Annotated in this window: 16 protein-coding genes; 9 read left to right on the top strand and 7 right to left on the bottom strand. The window is 71.2% G+C overall.

From position 1 onward, the window contains the following. The first annotated feature begins 38 nt into the window (after positions 1-38). Entirely contained in the window at positions 39-548 is a 510-nt protein-coding gene (locus QP939_RS03290) for a TetR family transcriptional regulator (RefSeq protein WP_352250216.1), read from the top strand. 276 nt (positions 549-824) lie between these two features. Continuing rightward, positions 825-2,279: a glycoside hydrolase family 28 protein gene (locus QP939_RS03285; protein ID WP_285455028.1), complete on the top strand. Its 1,455-nt coding sequence runs from the start codon at positions 825-827 to the stop codon at positions 2,277-2,279. A gap of 53 nt (positions 2,280-2,332) precedes the next feature. Here QP939_RS03285 and QP939_RS03280 read toward each other — a convergent pair whose 3' ends face one another. After that, positions 2,333-3,520 (bottom strand): glycoside hydrolase family 88/105 protein, encoded by a 1,188-nt coding sequence (locus QP939_RS03280; protein ID WP_285455027.1) that lies wholly within the window; start codon positions 3,518-3,520, stop codon positions 2,333-2,335. Positions 3,521-3,882: 362 nt separating this feature from the next. Next, the gene (locus QP939_RS03275; protein ID WP_285455026.1) at positions 3,883-5,097 is read right to left on the bottom strand and encodes an amylo-alpha-1,6-glucosidase; all 1,215 of its coding nucleotides are present in this window, start codon (positions 5,095-5,097) and stop codon (positions 3,883-3,885) included. A 59-nt stretch (positions 5,098-5,156) separates the two neighbouring features. Between QP939_RS03275 and QP939_RS03270 the strand changes: the two genes are divergently transcribed. Both QP939_RS03270 and QP939_RS03265 read left to right on the top strand, forming a co-directional pair. After that, positions 5,157-6,305 (top strand): ROK family transcriptional regulator, encoded by a 1,149-nt coding sequence (locus QP939_RS03270; RefSeq protein WP_285455025.1) that lies wholly within the window; start codon positions 5,157-5,159, stop codon positions 6,303-6,305. Positions 6,306-6,610: 305 nt separating this feature from the next. Next, positions 6,611-8,542: a S53 family peptidase gene (locus QP939_RS03265; protein ID WP_285455024.1), complete on the top strand. Its 1,932-nt coding sequence runs from the start codon at positions 6,611-6,613 to the stop codon at positions 8,540-8,542. 46 nt (positions 8,543-8,588) lie between these two features. Here QP939_RS03265 and QP939_RS03260 read toward each other — a convergent pair whose 3' ends face one another. After that, entirely contained in the window at positions 8,589-10,136 is a 1,548-nt protein-coding gene (locus QP939_RS03260) for a sensor histidine kinase (protein ID WP_285455023.1), read from the bottom strand. Positions 10,137-10,287: 151 nt separating this feature from the next. Between QP939_RS03260 and QP939_RS03255 the strand changes: the two genes are divergently transcribed. From QP939_RS03255 to QP939_RS03245, 3 genes are read left to right on the top strand one after another with little or no spacing between them, the layout of a single operon-like run. After that, positions 10,288-11,649 (top strand): purine-cytosine permease family protein, encoded by a 1,362-nt coding sequence (locus QP939_RS03255; protein ID WP_285455022.1) that lies wholly within the window; start codon positions 10,288-10,290, stop codon positions 11,647-11,649. A 44-nt stretch (positions 11,650-11,693) separates the two neighbouring features. Continuing rightward, complete coding sequence (locus QP939_RS03250) at positions 11,694-12,365, top strand: SDR family NAD(P)-dependent oxidoreductase (protein ID WP_285455021.1); 672 nt, start codon at positions 11,694-11,696, stop codon at positions 12,363-12,365. Continuing rightward, entirely contained in the window at positions 12,362-13,375 is a 1,014-nt protein-coding gene (locus QP939_RS03245) for an S-adenosylmethionine:tRNA ribosyltransferase-isomerase (protein ID WP_285455020.1), read from the top strand. The genes QP939_RS03250 and QP939_RS03245 overlap by 4 nt, the downstream gene beginning before the upstream one ends. Positions 13,376-13,392: 17 nt before the next feature. Here QP939_RS03245 and QP939_RS03240 read toward each other — a convergent pair whose 3' ends face one another. The 3 genes from QP939_RS03240 to QP939_RS03230 form a co-directional block, all read right to left on the bottom strand. Further along, entirely contained in the window at positions 13,393-13,812 is a 420-nt protein-coding gene (locus tag QP939_RS03240) for an FAD-dependent oxidoreductase (RefSeq protein WP_285455019.1), read from the bottom strand. A gap of 22 nt (positions 13,813-13,834) precedes the next feature. After that, positions 13,835-14,712, bottom strand: a protein-coding gene (locus tag QP939_RS03235) for an IS5 family transposase (protein ID WP_285459629.1) whose coding sequence is annotated in 2 segments (ribosomal slippage) — positions 13,835-14,319 and positions 14,319-14,712 — 879 coding nt in all. Because the reading frame shifts where the segments join, the coding sequence is not laid out codon by codon here. Positions 14,713-14,848: 136 nt separating this feature from the next. Then, the gene (locus QP939_RS03230) at positions 14,849-15,544 is read right to left on the bottom strand and encodes an FAD-dependent oxidoreductase (RefSeq protein WP_285455018.1); all 696 of its coding nucleotides are present in this window, start codon (positions 15,542-15,544) and stop codon (positions 14,849-14,851) included. Between the two features lie 86 nt (positions 15,545-15,630). Between QP939_RS03230 and QP939_RS03225 the strand changes: the two genes are divergently transcribed. Further along, positions 15,631-16,350, top strand: a complete 720-nt coding sequence (locus QP939_RS03225; RefSeq protein ID WP_285455017.1) for a TetR/AcrR family transcriptional regulator — start codon at positions 15,631-15,633, stop codon at positions 16,348-16,350. 6 nt (positions 16,351-16,356) lie between these two features. Here the strand turns inward: QP939_RS03225 and QP939_RS03220 are convergent, their stop codons facing one another. Beyond that, positions 16,357-16,752 carry a hypothetical protein gene (locus QP939_RS03220; protein ID WP_285455016.1) on the bottom strand — a complete coding sequence of 132 codons (396 nt, stop codon included), beginning with the start codon at positions 16,750-16,752 and terminating at the stop codon, positions 16,357-16,359. A gap of 306 nt (positions 16,753-17,058) precedes the next feature. On the opposite strand from QP939_RS03220, the gene QP939_RS03215 reads away from it, so the two are divergent. After that, positions 17,059-18,111 carry an ABC transporter substrate-binding protein gene (locus QP939_RS03215; protein WP_285455015.1) on the top strand — a complete coding sequence of 351 codons (1,053 nt, stop codon included), beginning with the start codon at positions 17,059-17,061 and terminating at the stop codon, positions 18,109-18,111. The last annotated feature ends 12 nt before the right edge of the window (positions 18,112-18,123 follow it).

Here is an 18,123-nt window from a genome sequence, read left to right as displayed (position 1 = left end):
TCCTCGAGCGCGGATTCGACGCCGTCGGGGTCGCCGAAGTGGCGAAGGCGGCCGAAGTCTCCAAGCGGACGCTCTTCGCCTACTTCCCGACCAAGGAGGACCTGGTGCTGCACCGGTTCGCCGACCACGAGACCGACGCGGCGGACGTCGTCCGGGCCCGCCGGGCCGGGCAGGGCCCGCTGGCCGCGCTGCGGGAGGCGTTCCTGCGCGGGCTCGAAGACCGCTCACCGGTGACGGGGCTGAGCGACGACCCCGCGGTGCTCGCGGTGTTCCGGCTGGTCACCGGAACCCCGGCGCTGGTGGCCCGGCTGGCGGAGTTCTCGTCGGCGGGGGAGGCGGCGCTGGCTTCGGCACTGGCGGACGCGGGCGTCCCGGCGCCGGACGCGGACCTCGCCGCCGCGCAGATCGCGGCGGTCCGCCGCCTGCTGGCCACGGCGAACATGGCGGCGGTCGCGGCCGGAGTGCCCGCGGCGGAACGGTTTCCCGAAGCCGTCGCGACCGCCGAACGGGCGTTCTCCTTGCTGGCGTCCGGAGTAGGGTTCGCCTGACCGCCGTCCCCGTGCCGGATTCATGGTCCGGACCATGACGAATGCACGTTTTCCCCGGGCCCCGCGAAGGTAGACTGCGGAAATCCGGAACGGGCGCCGGGTCTCCCGGGCGCCACGCCACACGAACAACTGGGGGACCCGCGTCCGCACTGGGGGTGGCGCGGGTCCCCCGAGCCCGACGATCTTGACACCCCGTTCGCGGCGCTCATAAGCTGAGTTCTCCGCCGTCATGCCGAGTTTTCTCGATTCCATGACAAGGGCGGTTCCACGGTGAAAGTGAAAACATCCCTCCTGGCGGTCGTCGTCGCGCTGCTGGCGGTTCCCGGAGTTTCGTCGGCCGCGCCCGGCGGTGTCTACGACGTGAAGCACTACGGCGCCAAGGGAAACGGGTCCGCGAACGATTCCGCGGCCATCGACAAGGCCATCACGGCGGCCAACGCGGCGGGTGGCGGCACCGTCCGGTTCACCCCGGGCACGTACAAGTCGGCGAACACGGTCCACCTCAAGAGCGACGTCACGATCCAGCTCGACGCGGGCGCGACGATCACCGGGTCGGGCGCGGACACCTACGACAAGCCCGAGGCGAACCCCTGGGACGACTACCAGGACTACGGCCACAGTCACTTCCACAACGCCATGTTCTCCGGCGACAAGCTGAAGAACATCGGGTTCACCGGCGCCGGGACCATCGACGGCGGTGGCCACCTCATCACCGGGAACCCGAAGTCCGGCGAGGCCGACAAGATCCTTTCGATCACCCGCTGCGACGGGCTCACGTTGTCCGGCGTGAAACTGCGTCGCGGCGGGCATTTCGCGGCGTTGATCAACGGCTGCACGAACGTCGTCTCGGACGGGCTGCGGATCGACACCGCGAGCGACCGCGACGGCTGGAACATCATCAGCACCACGAACGTCACCATCACGAACGCCACCATCGCGGCGAACGACGACGCGCTGGTGTTCAAGAGCGACTACGCGCTCGGCGCGAAACTGCCGAACGGCAACGTTTCGGTGAACAACGCGAAACTGTCGGCCGTCTGCTGCAACGCGCTGATGTTCGGCTCCGAAACGTGCGGTGACTTCACCGGCTACCACTTCTCGGACATCACGATCACCGGCGCGCACAAATCGGGGATCGGGATCGTCTCGATGGACGGCGCGAAGATCTCCGACGTGCACTACCGGAACATCACGATGTCCGGCACGTACTCGCCGGTCATGATGAAGATCGGGACGCGCAAACGGTGCGGGGACAACCCCGGCGTCGGCTCGATCAGCGGCATCACGTTCGACAACGTCACCGGCACGCACACCGGAAGCGACTTCAGCCCGACGATCTGGGGTGCCGACGGCGGTCACCGGGTCTCCGACGTCACGTTCACCGGCGTGAAGCTGTCGGTGCCCGGCGGCAGCGGCACCACGGACACCGGCGTGCCGAGCAACAACCCGGCGGACTACAACCCGAAGAGCATCGGCACCCGCCCGTCGTACGGCTGGTACCTGCACTACGCGTCCGGCATCCGGTTCGTGGACAGCTCGGTCCAGTTCGCGAAGGACGACGGCCGCCCGGCGAGCATCGTCAACAACAGCTCGGACGTCACGTTCGACCACTTCACCGCCGAGAAGGGCGGCGGAAGCCCGTACGACATCGGGTTCCAGTCGGTGGCGGGCTACTGCGTCAAGGACTCGGCCGTCCGCGTGAACGCGACCGGCTCCTCTTCGGACTGCTGACGAAGGGGCCCCGGCCGGTCGGCCGGGGCCCCTCCTGCGGCGTGCCGGGTGGTCTAGTGCGAGAACTGCTCGTTCATGATCAGGAACGCGCCGAGGCCGTGGAAGTCGTTGGTCCGGCGGGCCCGCGCGTAGTAGTAGGAAAGGTCGCCGACGTTGGTGCCTTCGCAGATATCGGTGATGTTCGTCAGGCCGTCCGAGCCGACCGACACCTTCTTCAAGACGCCTTCGTAACCGCGGTCCGCCACCGCCTGGTACGACGACGGCAGGTAGCCGCGCTGGACGCCGCGGGCGAGGGTGAACGTGTACATCGACGACGCCGACGTCTCCAGCCAGTTCTTCGGGTCGCCGCCGCGGTCGACGACCTGGTGCCAGCGGCCCGTGGCCGGGTCCTGGTACCGCTGGTAGCCCGCGGCCAGGAAGCGCACGATGTCGACGAGCGCGGCCCGCCGCGGGTGGTCGGCCGGGAGCACCTCGAGGATGTCGATCGCGGCCATGCCGAACCAGCCGATCGCGCGGGCCCAGTGGTACTTCGAGTGGTGCCCGGCGCCGGACGCCCACGACTCGGAGCCGTCTTCGTCGTAAGCGTGGTACAGCAGGCCCTTCGCCGGCTCGCGCAAGTGTCCGAAGTAGACGACGAGGTTCTTCGCCGCCTCTTCGAAGCAGTACGCGCCGTCGCCGTAGGCCGCGCCGTAGAGGGCCAGGAAGGGCTGGGCCATGTACACGCCGTCGCCCCACAGCTGGCCGACCTTGCTCGTGGCGTGGAACATGCCGCCGTCGGACGTGCGGGGGTAGGCGGGGAACCGCTTGCGCAGCTGGTCGGCCGCGGTCTTGTATTTCGTGCGGCCGGTTTCCGCGTGCAGGAGGGGCAGCATCTGACACGAGCGCATCGCGTCGAGGTTGGTGAAGCTGTTCGAGATGCCGCTGTCGGTGATGAAGCGGTCGTACCAGGCGACGACGTAGTCGAGGTACTTCTTCTCGCCGACGCGTTTGTAGAACAGGTACTGGCCGTAGAGGTACAGCCCGAGGGTGTAGCCCCAGCCGCCGAGCTTGTCCGGCGTGTACCGCTTCATGGTCGAGTCGATGACGGCCCGGGACCAGTCGGTCGGCGGGGCCGCGCCGCCGACCGGGGGCAGCCGGTCAGCCGCCCGCGCGACGGGCCCCGCCGCGGCGAGCGCGCCGAGGGCACCGAGGGTGCCGGCCAGGACCGCGCGCCGGGTCGGGCGAAGGGGGTGCTCGGACATGCGTCGTCCTTTCGTGCACTGGCCCCGCGACGCGGTCACAGTGAGGGTGGCCGGGATGCCGATCCGCCGTCCGTCGGCATCCCGGCCGGCTCTGGGGCGCGGCGTGCTGCCCGTGTCGCCGGAGCGGTGGTCGTCGAGCGAAAGCGCTCTCCGGGGAGAAGATGTACTCGCCCTGCGGAGATCGAGTCAAGAGAGATCAGACCTCTTCGCTCATATATCAGATACTTGACTCGAATGGCCGCAAATTCCGTGTACCGGCCAGCGAAACGGTACCCACACATCGGATCTCAGTCTTGACTCGTTCGCCACGGCAGGAGTATCGCTCCGGGTGGACCAGACCACTGGAGGTCGTTCGCCTCGGACTACGCGGGCTGAGCCAGGTCGAGCGTCACCGCGGCGGTCCAGCTGAACGACCGGGTGCCGTGACCGGTGCCGGTGAGCGGGTCGCAGTACTCGGCGAAGTCCGTCGCCGCCGCCGTTTCGAGCAGATCCGTACGCAGCCGCTCCGCCAGTGCGTGCTCGCCGTGGTGCAGCAGCCCCTGCCGGACCAGCCAGCCGATGTTGAACCACGACGGGCCGCGCCAGTAGCGGCCCGGGTCGAAGTCCGGCGCCGTCAGGTCGTAGCTCGGGACGCCGTGGACGCGGCCGAGGCCGAACCGCGGGCCGGTGGCCGTCGCCAGCAGCGCCGGGGCGACGGCCAGGTCCGGCAGCACCAGCGGCAGCAGCCCGGCGCACGTGTACTGCGGCGTCAGCGAACCGGTCCGGACGTCACGCGCGAAGAAGAAACCGTTGTGCCACAACGTCTCCTGCAACGCCTTCGCGACGCGCGCCGCGGCTTCGCGGTGGGCGTCCGACGGCAGGCCGAGCCGCTCGGCGATCTCGGCCAGCGCCAGTTCGGCGTCGGCCAGCAGCGCGTTGAAGCCCGGGTCCTCGACGACGAACGCGCCGCCGTCGGTGTAGTCGCTGTCCCGGTAGTCCGCGGCGAGCCGGACGTACCGGCCGTAGTCCTCGTCGCTCGGGCGGTCCGCCGCGTGGCCGTGCTCGAGGTCGCGGCGGACGAACCCGGCGGCGGGCGGGACGCGCGAGAGCGGGCCGTCCCACGCTGGGCTGTTGTCCATCCCGGACTCCCACGGGTGCACGATCGCCGCCAGCCCGTGGCCGCCGAAGTCGCGCTTCCCGCGCAGGTACTCGTGCCACGCCACCAGCTTCGGGTACAGCTCGGCGAGGAACGCGCGGTCGGGCTCGGCTTCGTGCACCGCCAGCACCGCCCGCGCGTGCACCGGTGCCTGGACGATCCCCGACGTCCGCCCGGCGCGCCAGAACCCCGGGCCCGGGAAGTACGCCTCCGGCGGGGTGGCGGGGTCGAAGACGATGTGCGGGACGCGGCCGTCGGGCCACTGCGCCGAAAACAGCGTCACCAGCTCACGCCGGGCCCGCGCGGGCGAGCGGTGGCGCAGGCCGATCGCGATGAACGCGGAGTCCCAGCTCCACTGGTGCGGGTAGAGCGCCCGCGACGGCACGGTCGACGTCCCGAGCCAGTTGGCGTCGAGGACGGCCGTGGCTCGTGTTACGTCCATATGTCCAATCTATCTCCATCTTGTGTATTGTCAATGGACAAAAGTCCGAAGGAGCCGCCATGACCACGCCGACCAGCGCGGGAGAGCTGCTGCGGCTGGTCCGGACGGGGCAGGCGACCACCCGCAAGGCCCTCCAGGAGCGCAGCGGGCTGTCGCGCTCGACGCTGACCGCGCGGCTCGACCAGCTCCAGGCGGCCGGGCTGCTGGCCGAGGGCGGCCAGGAGGACTCGACCGGCGGCCGTCCCGCGCGCCACCTGCGGTTCGACGACCGGCACGCCGTCGTGCTCGCCGCCAGCATCGACACGACGCACGCCGAAGCCGCGCTCACCGACCTGTCCGGACGGCGGCTGGCCCACCGCGAAGGGGAACTGCGCGTCGCCGACGGCCCGGAGCCGGTGCTGGGCCGGATCGCGGCGTGGTTCGAGGCGATGCTGGCCGAGGCGGACCGGCCGGTGTGCGGCATCGGCCTGTCCGTGCCGGGCCCGGTCGAACCCGGCCACGCCCACGTGACGCGGCCGCCGATCATGCCCGGCTGGGACGGCTACCCGATCGACGCCTTCCTCGGCCCCCGCTTCGCTGCCCCGGTGCTGGTCGACAACGACGCGAACCTGCTGGCGCTCGGCGAGCACCGCACCCGGTTCCCGGACGCGGCCGCGCTGGTGGCGGTCAAGGTGTCCACCGGGATCGGTGCCGGGCTGGTGATCGGCGGCGAGGTCTACCGCGGGATCGACGGCGGCGCGGGCGACATCGGGCACATCCGGCTGCCGGGTTACCCCGAGGCGCGGTGCCTGTGCGGTTCCCACGGCTGTCTCGCCGCGGTCGCCGGTGGTGGCGCGCTCGCCGCGCGGCTGACCGAGCTGGGCCTGCCGACGACGTCGGGTTCGGGGGTCCGCGACCGGATCCTGGCCGGGGAGCCCGAGGCGGTGCGGCTCGCGGAGTTCGCCGGGCGCCAGGTGGGGGAGGTCCTCGCGACGCTCGTTTGCGTGGTCAACCCGGGGGTGCTGGTGATCGCCGGAGACCTCGCCGAGCCGCACTTCGTCGCCGGAGTTCGCGAAGTGCTTTACAAGCTGGCGCTGCCGCGGGCGACCCAACGTCTGCGCGTCGAGATCGGCGGCCGCGGCGAAGCGCTCGGGGGAGCGGTGGCGATGGTCGTCGAAAGCGTCTTCTCGCCGGCCTCGGTGGACCGCGAGCTCGCCGCCCGGGCTTGACGGCCGAAGTACCGCCATGTCCCGCACTGTCCGGAGTGGACAGAGCATCCGACTTTAGTAGGTGGCAGGCGCCGCTCCGGCGTGGTCCGCAATACCACGGCGAATCGGACGTAATGCACATCGCGGAGCATTCCTCGCGTTTTCCGGGTGACAAATCGGATTTCCGCGCCACCCGTCCCGGCTCGTGAATGCCCGCCCAGATAACGGTTCCGCAAGCACTTCCCCGCGAGCGGAACACCGATCTAGTCTCGTCCGGTGTTCCGGGCCCGTTCACTCCGGGGCCGCATTCGAAGAGGGAGATTTCTGTGCGAAGAAGCTCCACCCTGCTCCTTTCGCTCGCGGTGGTGGGTGGTCTCACCGCGGCCGTGCCGGCCACGGCGTCGGCGCAGGGGCGTTCCGACATTCCGCAGTCGCACCCGTTGTGGGCCAACGCGCAGGCGAAGGTCGCCGACACCGCGCCCGCCGCGAAGCTGAGCTTCCGGGTTTACCTGAACCAGCGCGACAACGCCGGTGCCGAAGCGCTGGCGCAGGCCGTGTCCGATCCGGACAGCCCGGCCTACCGCCAGTACCTCAGCCCCGACCAGGTGCGCGACCGGTTCGCCGCCAGCGACGCCACGGTCGACGCCGTCAAGGCGTGGCTGTCCGGCAACGGCTTCAGCATCGGCGAGGTGCCGTCGAACCGCGCCTACGTCGAAGCCACCGGCACCGCCGACCAGACGCAGAAGGCGTTCTCCGTCAAGCTGGGCAAGTACAAGGTCAAGGGCCAGACCCTGCGGGCCGCCGACAAGAACCTGTCGGTGCCGTCGAACCTGGCCGCCGACGTCCTCGGCGTCGTCGGGGTCGACCAGGCGACCAACCTGTTCAAGCCCGACCACGCCACCGGTTCCGGGACGCCGTCCGACGTCGCCCCCGGCCCCGGCTTCCGCAACGCGCCGCCGTGCAGCGCGTACTACGGCGAGAAGGTCGACACGACCGACCCGGCGTACAACGGCAAGCAGGTGCCGTACGCGCCGTGCGGCTACACCCCGGCCCAGCTGCGCTCGGCCTACGGCGTCGACAAGGTCGGCGCGGACGGCAAGGGCACCACGATCGCCATCGTGGACGCGTTCGCCTCGCCGACCATCTACGCCGACGCGAGCACCTACGCGCAGAAGAACGACCCGGCGCACCCGCTGAAGCAGAGCCAGTTCTCGCAGCACGTCTTCCCGGCGAACCCGGTCCTCGAGCCGCCGGACCAGTGCGACGCGGCGGGCTGGTACGGCGAGGAGACCCTCGACGTCGAGGCCGCCCACGGTCTCGCGCCGGGCGCGGACATCCTGTACGTCGGCGGCGAGTCCTGCGAGGACAACGCCCTCGACGTCGCGCTGAACTACGTGATCGCCGGCCACAAGGCCGACATCGTGTCGAACTCCTACGGCGACACCGGCGAGGACATCCCGGCCGACGAGGTCAAGGTGTTCAACCAGATCTCGCTGCAGGCGGTCATGGAGGGCATCGGCGTCTACTTCTCCTCCGGTGACAACGGCGACGAGGTCGCGCGCCTCGGCACGCCGTCGCCGGACTTCTCCGCCTCGGCGCCGTGGATCACCGCGGTCGGTGGCACGTCCATCGCGATCGGCAAGGACGGCAAGCGGATCTTCGAGACCGGCTGGGAGACCAGCAAGTCGACGCTCACCAACGGCGTCTACGGTCCCGCCGCCTACACCAGCGGTTCCGGTGGCGGCACGAGCCGCCTGTTCGAGCAGCCCTTCTACCAGAAGGGCGTCGTGCCGGACGCGCTGGCGACGAAGAACCAGAAGGGGCACAAGAAGGGCCGCGTCGTCCCGGACATCTCCGCGGTCGGCGACCCGAACACCGGCTTCCTGGTCGGGCAGACGCAGACCTTCCCGGACGGCGCCTACTACGACCAGTACCGGATCGGCGGCACGAGCCTCGCGTCGCCGGTGTTCGCCGGGATCATGGCGGTGGCCGACAGCCTCGACCACTTCCACCACGGCTTCATCAACCCGGTGATCTACAAGCTGGGTTCGGGCAGCCGCGCGATCAACGACGTGAAGCACGTGGACGGCGCGGTCGCCCGCGTCGACTACGCGAACTCGGTCGACGCCACGGACGGCCTGCTCCACTCGGTCCGCACCCTGGACTACCAGGGCCTGACCATCCACACCGCCCCGGGCTACGACGACGTGACGGGCCTCGGCGCGCCGAGCGGCCTGCTGTTCCTGCTCCTCGTCTAGTTCGCACTCCGTGAAGGCCACCTCGGGGCACTCCCCGAGGTGGCCTTCACGGCTTTTCGGCCAGGGGGATGACGGCGCAGACCGTGGTGCCGCCGGGGCCGCTGCGGACGTTCAGCTCGCCACCCAGGGCTTGGACGCGGTCGCGGAGCCCGGCCAGGCCGGTGCCGCCCTCGACGTCGGCGCCGCCGACCCCCGGGTCGGTCACCTCGACCCGCAGCTCGGCGCCCTCGACCGCGATCCGGACGGCCACGTGCTCGGTCTGCGCGTGCTTCAAGGCGTTCGTCAACGCCTCCGACGTCACGAAGTACGCCGTCGCCTCGACGGCCGAGTCCAGGCGGGGCACCGTGCCGACGGTCAGCACCACGTCCATCGGGATGCGGTCGGCCAGTGACCGGACCGCCGCGACCAGGCCCGCCTCGGTGAGGATCGCCGGGCGGATGCCGCGGGCCAGCTCCCGCAGCTCGGTGATGGCCGTCTGCAGCTCGTCGACCGTGCCGGCCAGCAGCTTCCGGACCTCCGGCGGCAGCTCGTCGCCGTACCGGCGCCCGGCCATCCGCAGCAGCAGCACGACGCTGACCAGCCGCTGCTGGGCGCCGTCGTGGAGGTCGCGCTCGAGCCGCCGCCGCTCCTCGTCGCCGGCCGCGACGAGCCGCGCCCGGGACGCCCGCACCTCCGTCAGCCGCTGCTCCAGCTCGGCCGCGAGCCGCTGGTTGTCGAGCACCAGCCCGGCCGCCGCGTTCAGCGCGTCGATCGACCGGCTGTCCTTCCACACCTCGTCGTCCTGCACGAGCGCGGCCAGCCCGGTGCCGTCGCGTTCGAGCAGCAGCCGGATCATCTCGGCGTTGCCGACGCGGGCGCGCAGCACCCCGGCCAGGAACGCCAGCGGCCACAGGCAGAACAGGATCCGGTAAGCCTGCAGCAGCGGGGCCGACAGCGGGTGCGCGTCGCCGAGCGCGGTGCCCACGCCCGAGGTCAGCGCGCCGAACAGGGCGATGACGATCACCGGCGACAGCAGGCGCCGCTGCGGCAGCCGCCCGGTCAGCCACCGGTAGAGCAGCACGACGACCACCCCGGCGCTGATCGCCGTCGCGGCCAGCTCCAGCGCGCGGTCGGCGACCGCGCCACCGACCGAGTCGGGCGAGATCGCCAGCAGGTCGCGCGGGTCGTCGTTGTACAGCAGCCCGACCACGCCCGAGCCGAGCACCACCGCGTAGGCCGCGCCGACGAGCAGCCGTTCCCACCGCGAGCGCAGCCGGCCGTGCGGGAACGCGAGCACCAGGTGCGCGATCACCGGGCTGGACGCGGCCCGCAGCGGCACCGCGATCGTGTACAGCACCGGGTTCCGGGTGAACTGCAGGTCTTCGAGGAAGAGGGCGACCCCGGCGAGCGCGATGAGCACGCCGATCGGGTTGGCCGGGCGCCGCACGTGCGCGACCGCGCCCGCGAGCAGGAAAAGGAACCCGGTGGCGGCGCTGAGCGCGGTGTCGAGCCCGGAATGGCTGCCTTCGGCCGCTTTCAGCGTCACCGCGATGACGCCCAGCGCGAACCCGGCCCCGAGCAGGCCGGTCATCGCGAGCGTCCGCGGCTGCTGCACCGAGCTGCCTCCCGGGGGTGTGCCTCGCTCCGGGCAATCCTGGCGGGAGCGCGCGGCGGTCCGGCAACGGCTAACCGTGATTCGCCCGTTCGGGCCGTCGCGTTACACCGCGCGGGTGCGCTTTAGGGTGACCCGGGACAGGAGGCAGCACATGAACGGACTGGGTGCCGAGGTCTTCGGCGGGCGGATGCCCGCGGGCGGCCGTGACCTGGCGATCGAAACCCACGGCATCAAGCCGGTGCCGGAGGGCAACCGGTTCGGGCGGCCGTGGCGGCTGTTCAGCGTGTGGTTCGCGCCGAACCTGACGATGACGGCGGTGTTCACCGGCACGCTCGCCGCGTCGCTCGGCCTCGGCTTCTGGACCGGGCTGGCCGCGATGCTCGCCGGGACGGTGCTGGGCTCGCTGCCGGTGGCGTACCTGTCGACGTGGGGGCCGCGCACCGGCACCGGGCAGCTGCCCCTGGCGCGGCTGCCGTTCGGCGCCGGCGTGGTGCTGCCGGGCCTGGTGCAGTGGCTCGGCTCGATCGCCTGGGACGCGCTGGTCGGGCTCTTCGGCGGCGAGGCGCTGGCCGAGCTGACCGGGCTGCCGTTCTGGGCGGCGGTGCTGATCGTGCTGGTGCTGCAGTGCGCGCTGGGCGTGTTCGGGTACGCGCTGATCCACCGCGTGCAGGCGGTGATGAGCGTGCTGCTGGTGCTCGCGTTCGCCGCGCTCGCCGTGAAAGTCCTTTCCGGACACCCGATCGCCACGGCCGACACGGCGTCGGGTGCCGACCTCGCGGGCGGGATCGTGCTGTTCACGACGATCGCGTTGTCGCTGGCGATCTCCTGGGCGCCCTACGCCTCGGACTTCAGCCGCTACCTGCCCGCCACGACGTCTTCGCGCGGCGTCTTCTGGGCGACCCTGCTGGGTCTCGTCGCGTCGTACGCGATCGGCGAAGGACTCGGCCTCGCGCTGGGGTCGTCGCTGGGCGACCAGACGGCGTCCGGCGTCGCGCACCTGCTCGGCGGCGGGTTCCTCGGCGCGCTGGCGCTGGCGGTGATCGCGCTGGCGGCGGTGTCTTCGAACGCCATGAACGACTACAGCGGCTCGCTGGCGCTGCAGACGGTCGGCGTCCGGCTGCGGCGCCCGGTGTCGGCGGTGGTCGTCACGGTGCTCGCGTTCGCGCTGATCCTCTGGATGCACAGCGGCGACCTGTCGGCGAAGTTCGAGAACGTGCTTTTGTTCGTCAGCTACTGGATCCCGCCGTTCCTCGGCGTGGTCATCCCGGACTGGCTCGCGCGCACCCGCGGTGGCCGGCGCGTGGACGTCCTGGAGTCGGTCCCGGTCCGCCCGTGGGCGGCGCTGGTGGCGTTCGTGCTCGGGTTCGGCGCGGCGGTGCCGTTCATGAACACGTCCCTCTACAAGGGGCCGGTCGCGGCGGCCCTGCACGGCGCGGACCTCGCGTACTACGTCGGCCTGGTGGTTTCGCTGGCAGCGTACTTCCCGCTCCGGCGCGTGGTTGACCTCAAGTAATGTAGAGGTTTCACGATGGTGGGGTAGCCCTCGAAGGAGGAACCATGCCCACCGCACTCGTCACCGGCGCGTCCGCCGGGCTCGGCCGAGCACTGGCGGCCGCCCTGGTGAGTCGACAGTGGACGGTCATCGGCGACGCCCGCGACGCGGCCGCGTTGGCCGGAGCCGCCCGGGAGATCGGCTTCACGGCCGTGCCCGGCGACGTCGCCGACCCGGCGCACCGCGCCGCACTGGCCGACGCCTGCCCGGCACCCGACCTGCTGGTCAACAACGCCAGCTCGCTCGGCGTCAGCCCGCTGCCGCCGCTGTCCCGCTATCCCTTGGCGGAACTGGAAAACGTCTACCGCGTCAACGTCTTCGCGCCGCTGGCGCTGACCCAGCTCCTGCTGCCCGCTCTGACGGAAGCGCGCGGCACGATCGTGAACATCAGCTCCGACGCCGCGGTCGAAGCGTACGAAGGCTGGGGCGGCTACGGGTCCGCGAAGGCCGCGCTCGACCACGTCACGGCGGTGCTCGGGGTGGAGCACCCGGAGCTGGCGGTGTACGCGGTGGACCCGGGTGACCTGCGCACGGCGATGCACCAGCGCGCGTTCCCGGGCGAGGACATCTCGGACCGGCCGTTGCCGGAGACGGCGGTCCCGGCGTTCCTGCGGTTGCTGGACGAGCGCCCGCCGAGCGGCCGCTACCGCGCCGCCGACCTGACGGTGGCGGCATGAACATCCGGTTCGACCTGCCGGAGGAGCTGTCGGCCTCGGCCCCGCCCGAGGCCCGCGGCCTGGCCCGCGACGAGGTCCGGCTGCTGGTGGCTTCCCCATCGGCAGTCCACCACACGGTGTTCTCGTCGCTGGGCGACCACCTCCACCCCGGCGACCTCTTGGTGGTCAACACATCGGGCACGCTTCCGGCGGCGGTCGAGGCCCAGCGCGCCGGACGCCCGGTGCTGGTCCACTTCGCGACGGAACTCGACGACGGTTCGTGGATCGTGGAGCTGCGCGCGCCGGGCGGGCCGGTGCTGGACGGCCGCGCGGGCGAGCGCCTGGAGCTGCCGGGCGGGGCATCGCTGACGTTGCTGGCTCCCGCCGACCCGGGCGCGGCGAGGTTGTGGCGCGCGGAGGTGGCGGTCGAGGGCAGCGTGACGGGCTACCTGACGGCGACGGGCCGCCCGATCCGCTACGGGTACGTGCCGCGAGCGTGGCCGATTTCGGACTACCAGACGGTGTTCGCCCGCGAGCCGGGCAGCGCGGAGATGCCGTCCGCGGCTCGCCCGTTCACGGCGGAGCTGGTGACGCGGCTGGTTTCCGAAGGAGTGTTGTTCGCGCCGCTGCTGTTGCACACGGGGGTGTCATCGCCGGAGGCAGGCGAGCCACCGCAGGCCGAGCGGTTCCGGGTGCCGCCCACGACGGCGGCGCTGGTGTCGTGGGTCCGCGACCGCGGCGGCCGGGTGATCGCGGTCGGCACGACGGCGGCACGGGCGCTGGAGTCCTCGGTCTCGGACGGCGTGGTCCGCGCGGCCGAGGGGTGGACGAATCTGGTGCTGGGGCCGGAGCGTCCGGCTTCGGTGGTGGACGGGATCGTCACCGGGCTGCACGCTCCGGAGGCCTCGCATCTGCTGCTGCTGGAGGCGGTGGCGGGCCGGTCGCTGGTCCAGGCCGCGTACGACGCGGCGGTCGAGCGCCGGTACCTGTGGCACGAGTTCGGCGACGTGTCTTTGCTCCTGCGCCGCTGACCGGAAGGCGGACGAGGTCAGGCGGGCTCGGCTCGGGGGACGTAGGCGGGGAGCGCGTCGAGGCTGTGCCGGACGGCCTCGGCGCCGTACTCGAACATCTGCCGTTCGTAGTCGCCGACCGCGCCGAGGAAATCCCGGCGACCCTCGGTCAGGCAACGGCGCAGCAGGTCCGCGTCGCGCAGGGCGGTGTTCGCGCCGTTGCCGCCGGTCGGGGAGGTGGCGTGGATGGCGTCGCCGAGCAGCGTGACCGGGCCGGGCGCCCAGCGCTCGCCGGGCTCCACCACCCGGATGGACAGCAGCGTGCTGTTGTCCGGATCGGACTGCTCGACGAGCGCTCGCAGGTCCGGGTGCCAGCCCTCGATCCGGGACAGGACGGACTCCCGCGGGGAGAGCGTGCCGGCCGGGCCGTCCGGCGGCAGGATCATGGCCCAGCGCACGTAGGGCGTGTATCGAAGTGGGTCAGAGCCATTCGTTGATCGCGGCGACGTGGACGGTGGCTTCGTAGCGGACGGCGAGTTTGTCGTAGCGGGTGGCCACCCCACGGTGGCGTTTGAGTCGGTTGATGCCGCACTCGACCGCGTGCCGCTGCTTGTAGATTTCGGGGTCGAAGGCCGGTGGCCGGCCGCCCTTCGACCCCTTGGCCTTGCGATGCGCATCCTGGTCGGTCTTGCTCGGAATGGTCGCCTTGATCCCGCGACCGCGCAGGTGAGCACGGTTGGCTTTCGAGGTGTAGGCCTTGTCCGCAAGGACCCGATCAGGACGTGTCCGCGGCCGCCCACCGGCCGGTCGGGGCACCCGGATCCCGGCCAGGACCGGAATGAACTGCGGGCTGTCGCCACGCTGGCCGGCGGTCAGCACGATCGACAACGGCTTCTGCCCCTGCTCACACCCCAGATGCACTTTCGTGGTCAAGCCGCCCCGCGACCGGCCCAACGCATGATCCTCCGGCTCGACGGTGACCCCGCCCGGTGGCTCGGCCTGCAGATCCCCCTTTTCCGCGCACCCGCCGCATGCTGATGCGCCCGCGCGATCGTGGAATCCACGCTGACATCCCACGTGATCCGCCCTGCCGCCTCGGCCAGAGCCTGCAACGCGGTCAGAATCTGCTGCCAGACACCAGCCCGTTGCCAGCGCCGAAACAGGCCATAAGCCGCTGCCCAGGACCCATATCCCTCGGGCATGTCCCGCCACGGCGCGCCGGTGCGCACCCGCCACCGGATCCCGTCGATCAACTGCCGTCTGCTCCACAACGACGGCCGACCCGGCCGTGACGGCACGGGCAGCAACGGCTCCAGCGCCGCCCACTGCTCGTCGGTCAGGTCGAACCGCCTCGTCACCGCTAGGGTGTCCACGAGGTCTCCGGTGTTCAGGTTCTTCTTGGTCGACGAACCACCTACCGGAGACCTCACCCATGTCGGCCACCGACACGCCCAACACCAGCTCAACCAGCCCGAGACGACTTCGATACAGGCCCTAGTCCCCGACGTCGGGGAGGACGACCTCGGGCGCCAGTTCTTCGGCCGCGCGCTTCGGCGGGGTGCGGAACCGCATCGCGCCGAGCAGCAGGCTCACGCCGTCTCCGGCGATCTTCGAGCCGAACGCCCGTGCCAGTCCGGCGAACTGCCCGGTCAACGGCGTGCGGCCGATGACGAACCGGACGCCGGTGTCGGTCGGCGTGGTCCGCGGTGCCAGCACCGCGCGGACCGCGGAGCCGACGCCGTCCGCCCCGACGAGCAGGTCGGCGGCGACCGGGTCGCCGTGCGCGAACCGGGCTTCGACCCGCCCGTCGGCCAGCACGGCGTAGCCGGTCAGCGCGGCCCCGGTGCGCACGGTGAGCCCGGTCAGCAGCAGGTGGCGGAGCACGTGCCGGTCGATCACGGTCCCGCTCCGGCCGGGGCCGAGCTCGCCGATCTTGTTCAGCCGCGGGTCCAGGACCAGCCGCTCGCCGTAGGCGTCGCCGGAGATCGCCTCCAGCAGCGCGTGCCAGCGCCGGGGCAGACAGCCTCGCAACGCCGTCAATCCGGTCTGGCTCAGCACGAGCCGGTAACCCTGGAACCGCGCGGTGATCGCCGGGTCCCGCTCGTGCACCTCGGCCTCGATCCCGGCCTGGCGCAGGCCCTGCGCCAGGCACAGACCGCCCAGTCCGGCTCCGGCGATGGCAACGCGCATCTCGCACCTCAAGAACTTAGTTCGTCGTGGACGAACTAAGTTCTACCAGTCGAACTTAGTTCGTTTCAAGTGCTAGGGTGGCCCGCATGCCCTCCGATCCGCGCCAGCGCCGGGCATCCCGGCACGCCCAGGCCGCCGGTGACCCCGCCGTCCCGTCGCCGAAGAAACCCATCACGGTCGACCGGATCACCGACGCGGCGCTGCGGGTCGTGGCGACCGAGGGCTACGACGCGCTGACCATCCGGCGGGTGGCCGCGGTGCTCGGCACCGGGCCGTCGTCGCTGTACGCCCACATCGTGAACAAAGACGACCTGGACGACCTGCTCGTCGGAAGGCTTTGTGCCGAGATCGTGCTGCCCGAACCGGACCCGGACACGTGGCGGACGCAGCTCCTTGACGCGTACACGCAGATCCGCGACCAGTACTTGAAGTACCCCGGTGTTTCCCGGGCCGCGCTGGGCATGGTCCCCACCAACCTCGACGCGCTGCGGGTTCGCGAAGGGCTCTTCGCGATCCTGCTCGCCGGGGGCATCGAACCGCGGACGGCCGCGTGGGCCCTCGACGCCCTGTCTCTCTACGTCAGCGCGTACACCCTGGAGCAGTCGCTGGTCCAGCGGCGGCGGAAACACCCGGACGACGAATGGGTCCTCGGCCGCGAAGAACTGCTGAGCCGCTTCACCGCGCTCCCGGCCGACACGTTCCCGCAGACCCGGCGTCACGCCGCCGAGCTGACCTCCGGCACCGGGCACGACCGGTTCGAGTTCGCCCTCGGCCTGATCATCGGCAACCTCAGGCCGTCGGCTTGATCCCCGTCACCGCCGCGCTTCGACGTTCTCCCGCCGGGCCCGCAGCACCCCGGCCACGGCCACCACGGCGATCCCGAACCCGACTCCGGTGACCACCGAAGCCACCAGGCTCGCCGTCCCAGTGGCCAGCCCGAAGGCCCCACCCAGGTAAACCGGGATGCTGACCGCCACCGGCAGCCAGTTGCGCAGCGCGAAGGCCCGATCCGAAGCCAGCCACAGGACGAGCGTCACCGCCGCCCCGGTGGCGACCGGGATCGCCCACACGACCAGGCTCGTCACCGCGTCCATGCCGAGTGACCGGAACCACTCGAACGTCGCCTGGCCGAGTCCGATGAACAGCACGACCAGCGCCACGCGGACGCCGGCGACCCCCTGGCCCCGTCGGTGTGCGGTGCTCGTCATGGCTTCCCTCCCGTTTTCTCGTGGTCACCCATACCACGTCCGGGTGACGCGGGAGGTTGTCCGAACCGCCGGGTTTCTGCCGTCGCGACTCCCGTGCCCACATCGCGGGACCCCTCGCGCCGGGGGCCGCGGACCCGCCATGCTGCCTCCCGCACCACCTCCGAGCTGGGCGAACGGTCACTAGGCGCAACCGTCACCGATGTCAAGGAATCTCACCAGAATTCCCGGGATGCGGATGGCTATGCGCCTCAGTGGGTGACCGTGCGAACCTCGCCCCGACACCGACCCCCGAAAGGTGACCCCGCCGTGCGCACCCATCACCGCTTCCTGGCCTCCGCGCTCGCCGCGCTGACCGCCGTGGGCGTGCTCGCCGGCTGTACCCGCGCGGACAGCAGCACCGCGCCGGCCGCGAACCAGGGCACCGCCGGGGAGGTGCGGGTCGGGTTCTTCCCGAACGTCACCCACGCGCCCGCGCTGATCGGCGTCAAGAAGGACTTCTTCAAGGCCGAGCTCGGCTCGACCAAGCTCACCACCCAGACGTTCAACGCCGGCCCCGAAGAGGTCAACGCCCTGCTGGGCGGCTCCCTCGACGTCGCCTTCATCGGCTCCGGCCCGGCCATCAACGCCTTCACCAAGTCGAAGGGCGCCATCCAGCTGATCTCCGGCGCCGTCTCCGGGGGCGCGCAGCTGGTCGTCAAGCCCGACATCACCAGCGTCGAGCAGCTCAAGGGCAAGAACATCGCGACGCCGCAGCTGGCCAACACCCAGGACGTCGCGCTCAAGAAGTTCCTGGCCGGCAAGCAGCTGACCGACCAGGTCAAGATCACCAACCTCGACAACCCGAAGACCCTGGACGCCTTCAAGAAGGGCGAGGTCGACGGCGGCTGGCTGCCCGAACCGTGGGCGTCCCGGCTGGTCCTCGACGCCGGCGCGAAGGTGCTGGTCGACGAGAAGACGCTGTGGCCGGGCGGCCGCTTCCCGAGCACCGTCGTCATCGTGCGCAGTGAGTTCCTGCAGCAGCACCCGGACACCGTCCAGGCCGTCCTGAAGGGCGAGCTGGCCGCGATCGACTGGGCCAAGGCCAACCCGGCCGAGGCGAAGACCGTGGTCAACGGGGCTCTCAAGGAGTTCGCCGGCAGTAGCCTGAGCCAGGGCGTCATCGACCGCGCGTTCTCCGGCATCGAGCTGACCACCGACCCGATCCCGGCCGAGTTCCCGCAGCTCGCGCAGGACTCGGTGACGGCGGGCGTGGTCAAGTCGGCCGTCGCGCTGAAGGGCTTCGCCGACTTCGGCCCGCTGAACGAGGCGCTCAAGGCCAAGAACCTGCCCGCCGTGAACGCGCCCGAACTCGCCAAGTGAGAGGCAGCCAGC

It is taken from the genome of Amycolatopsis nalaikhensis, from assembly GCF_030264295.1.
Taxonomy (GTDB): domain Bacteria; phylum Actinomycetota; class Actinomycetes; order Mycobacteriales; family Pseudonocardiaceae; genus Amycolatopsis; species Amycolatopsis nalaikhensis.
This window is presented reverse-complemented; position numbering and strand designations above follow the sequence as displayed.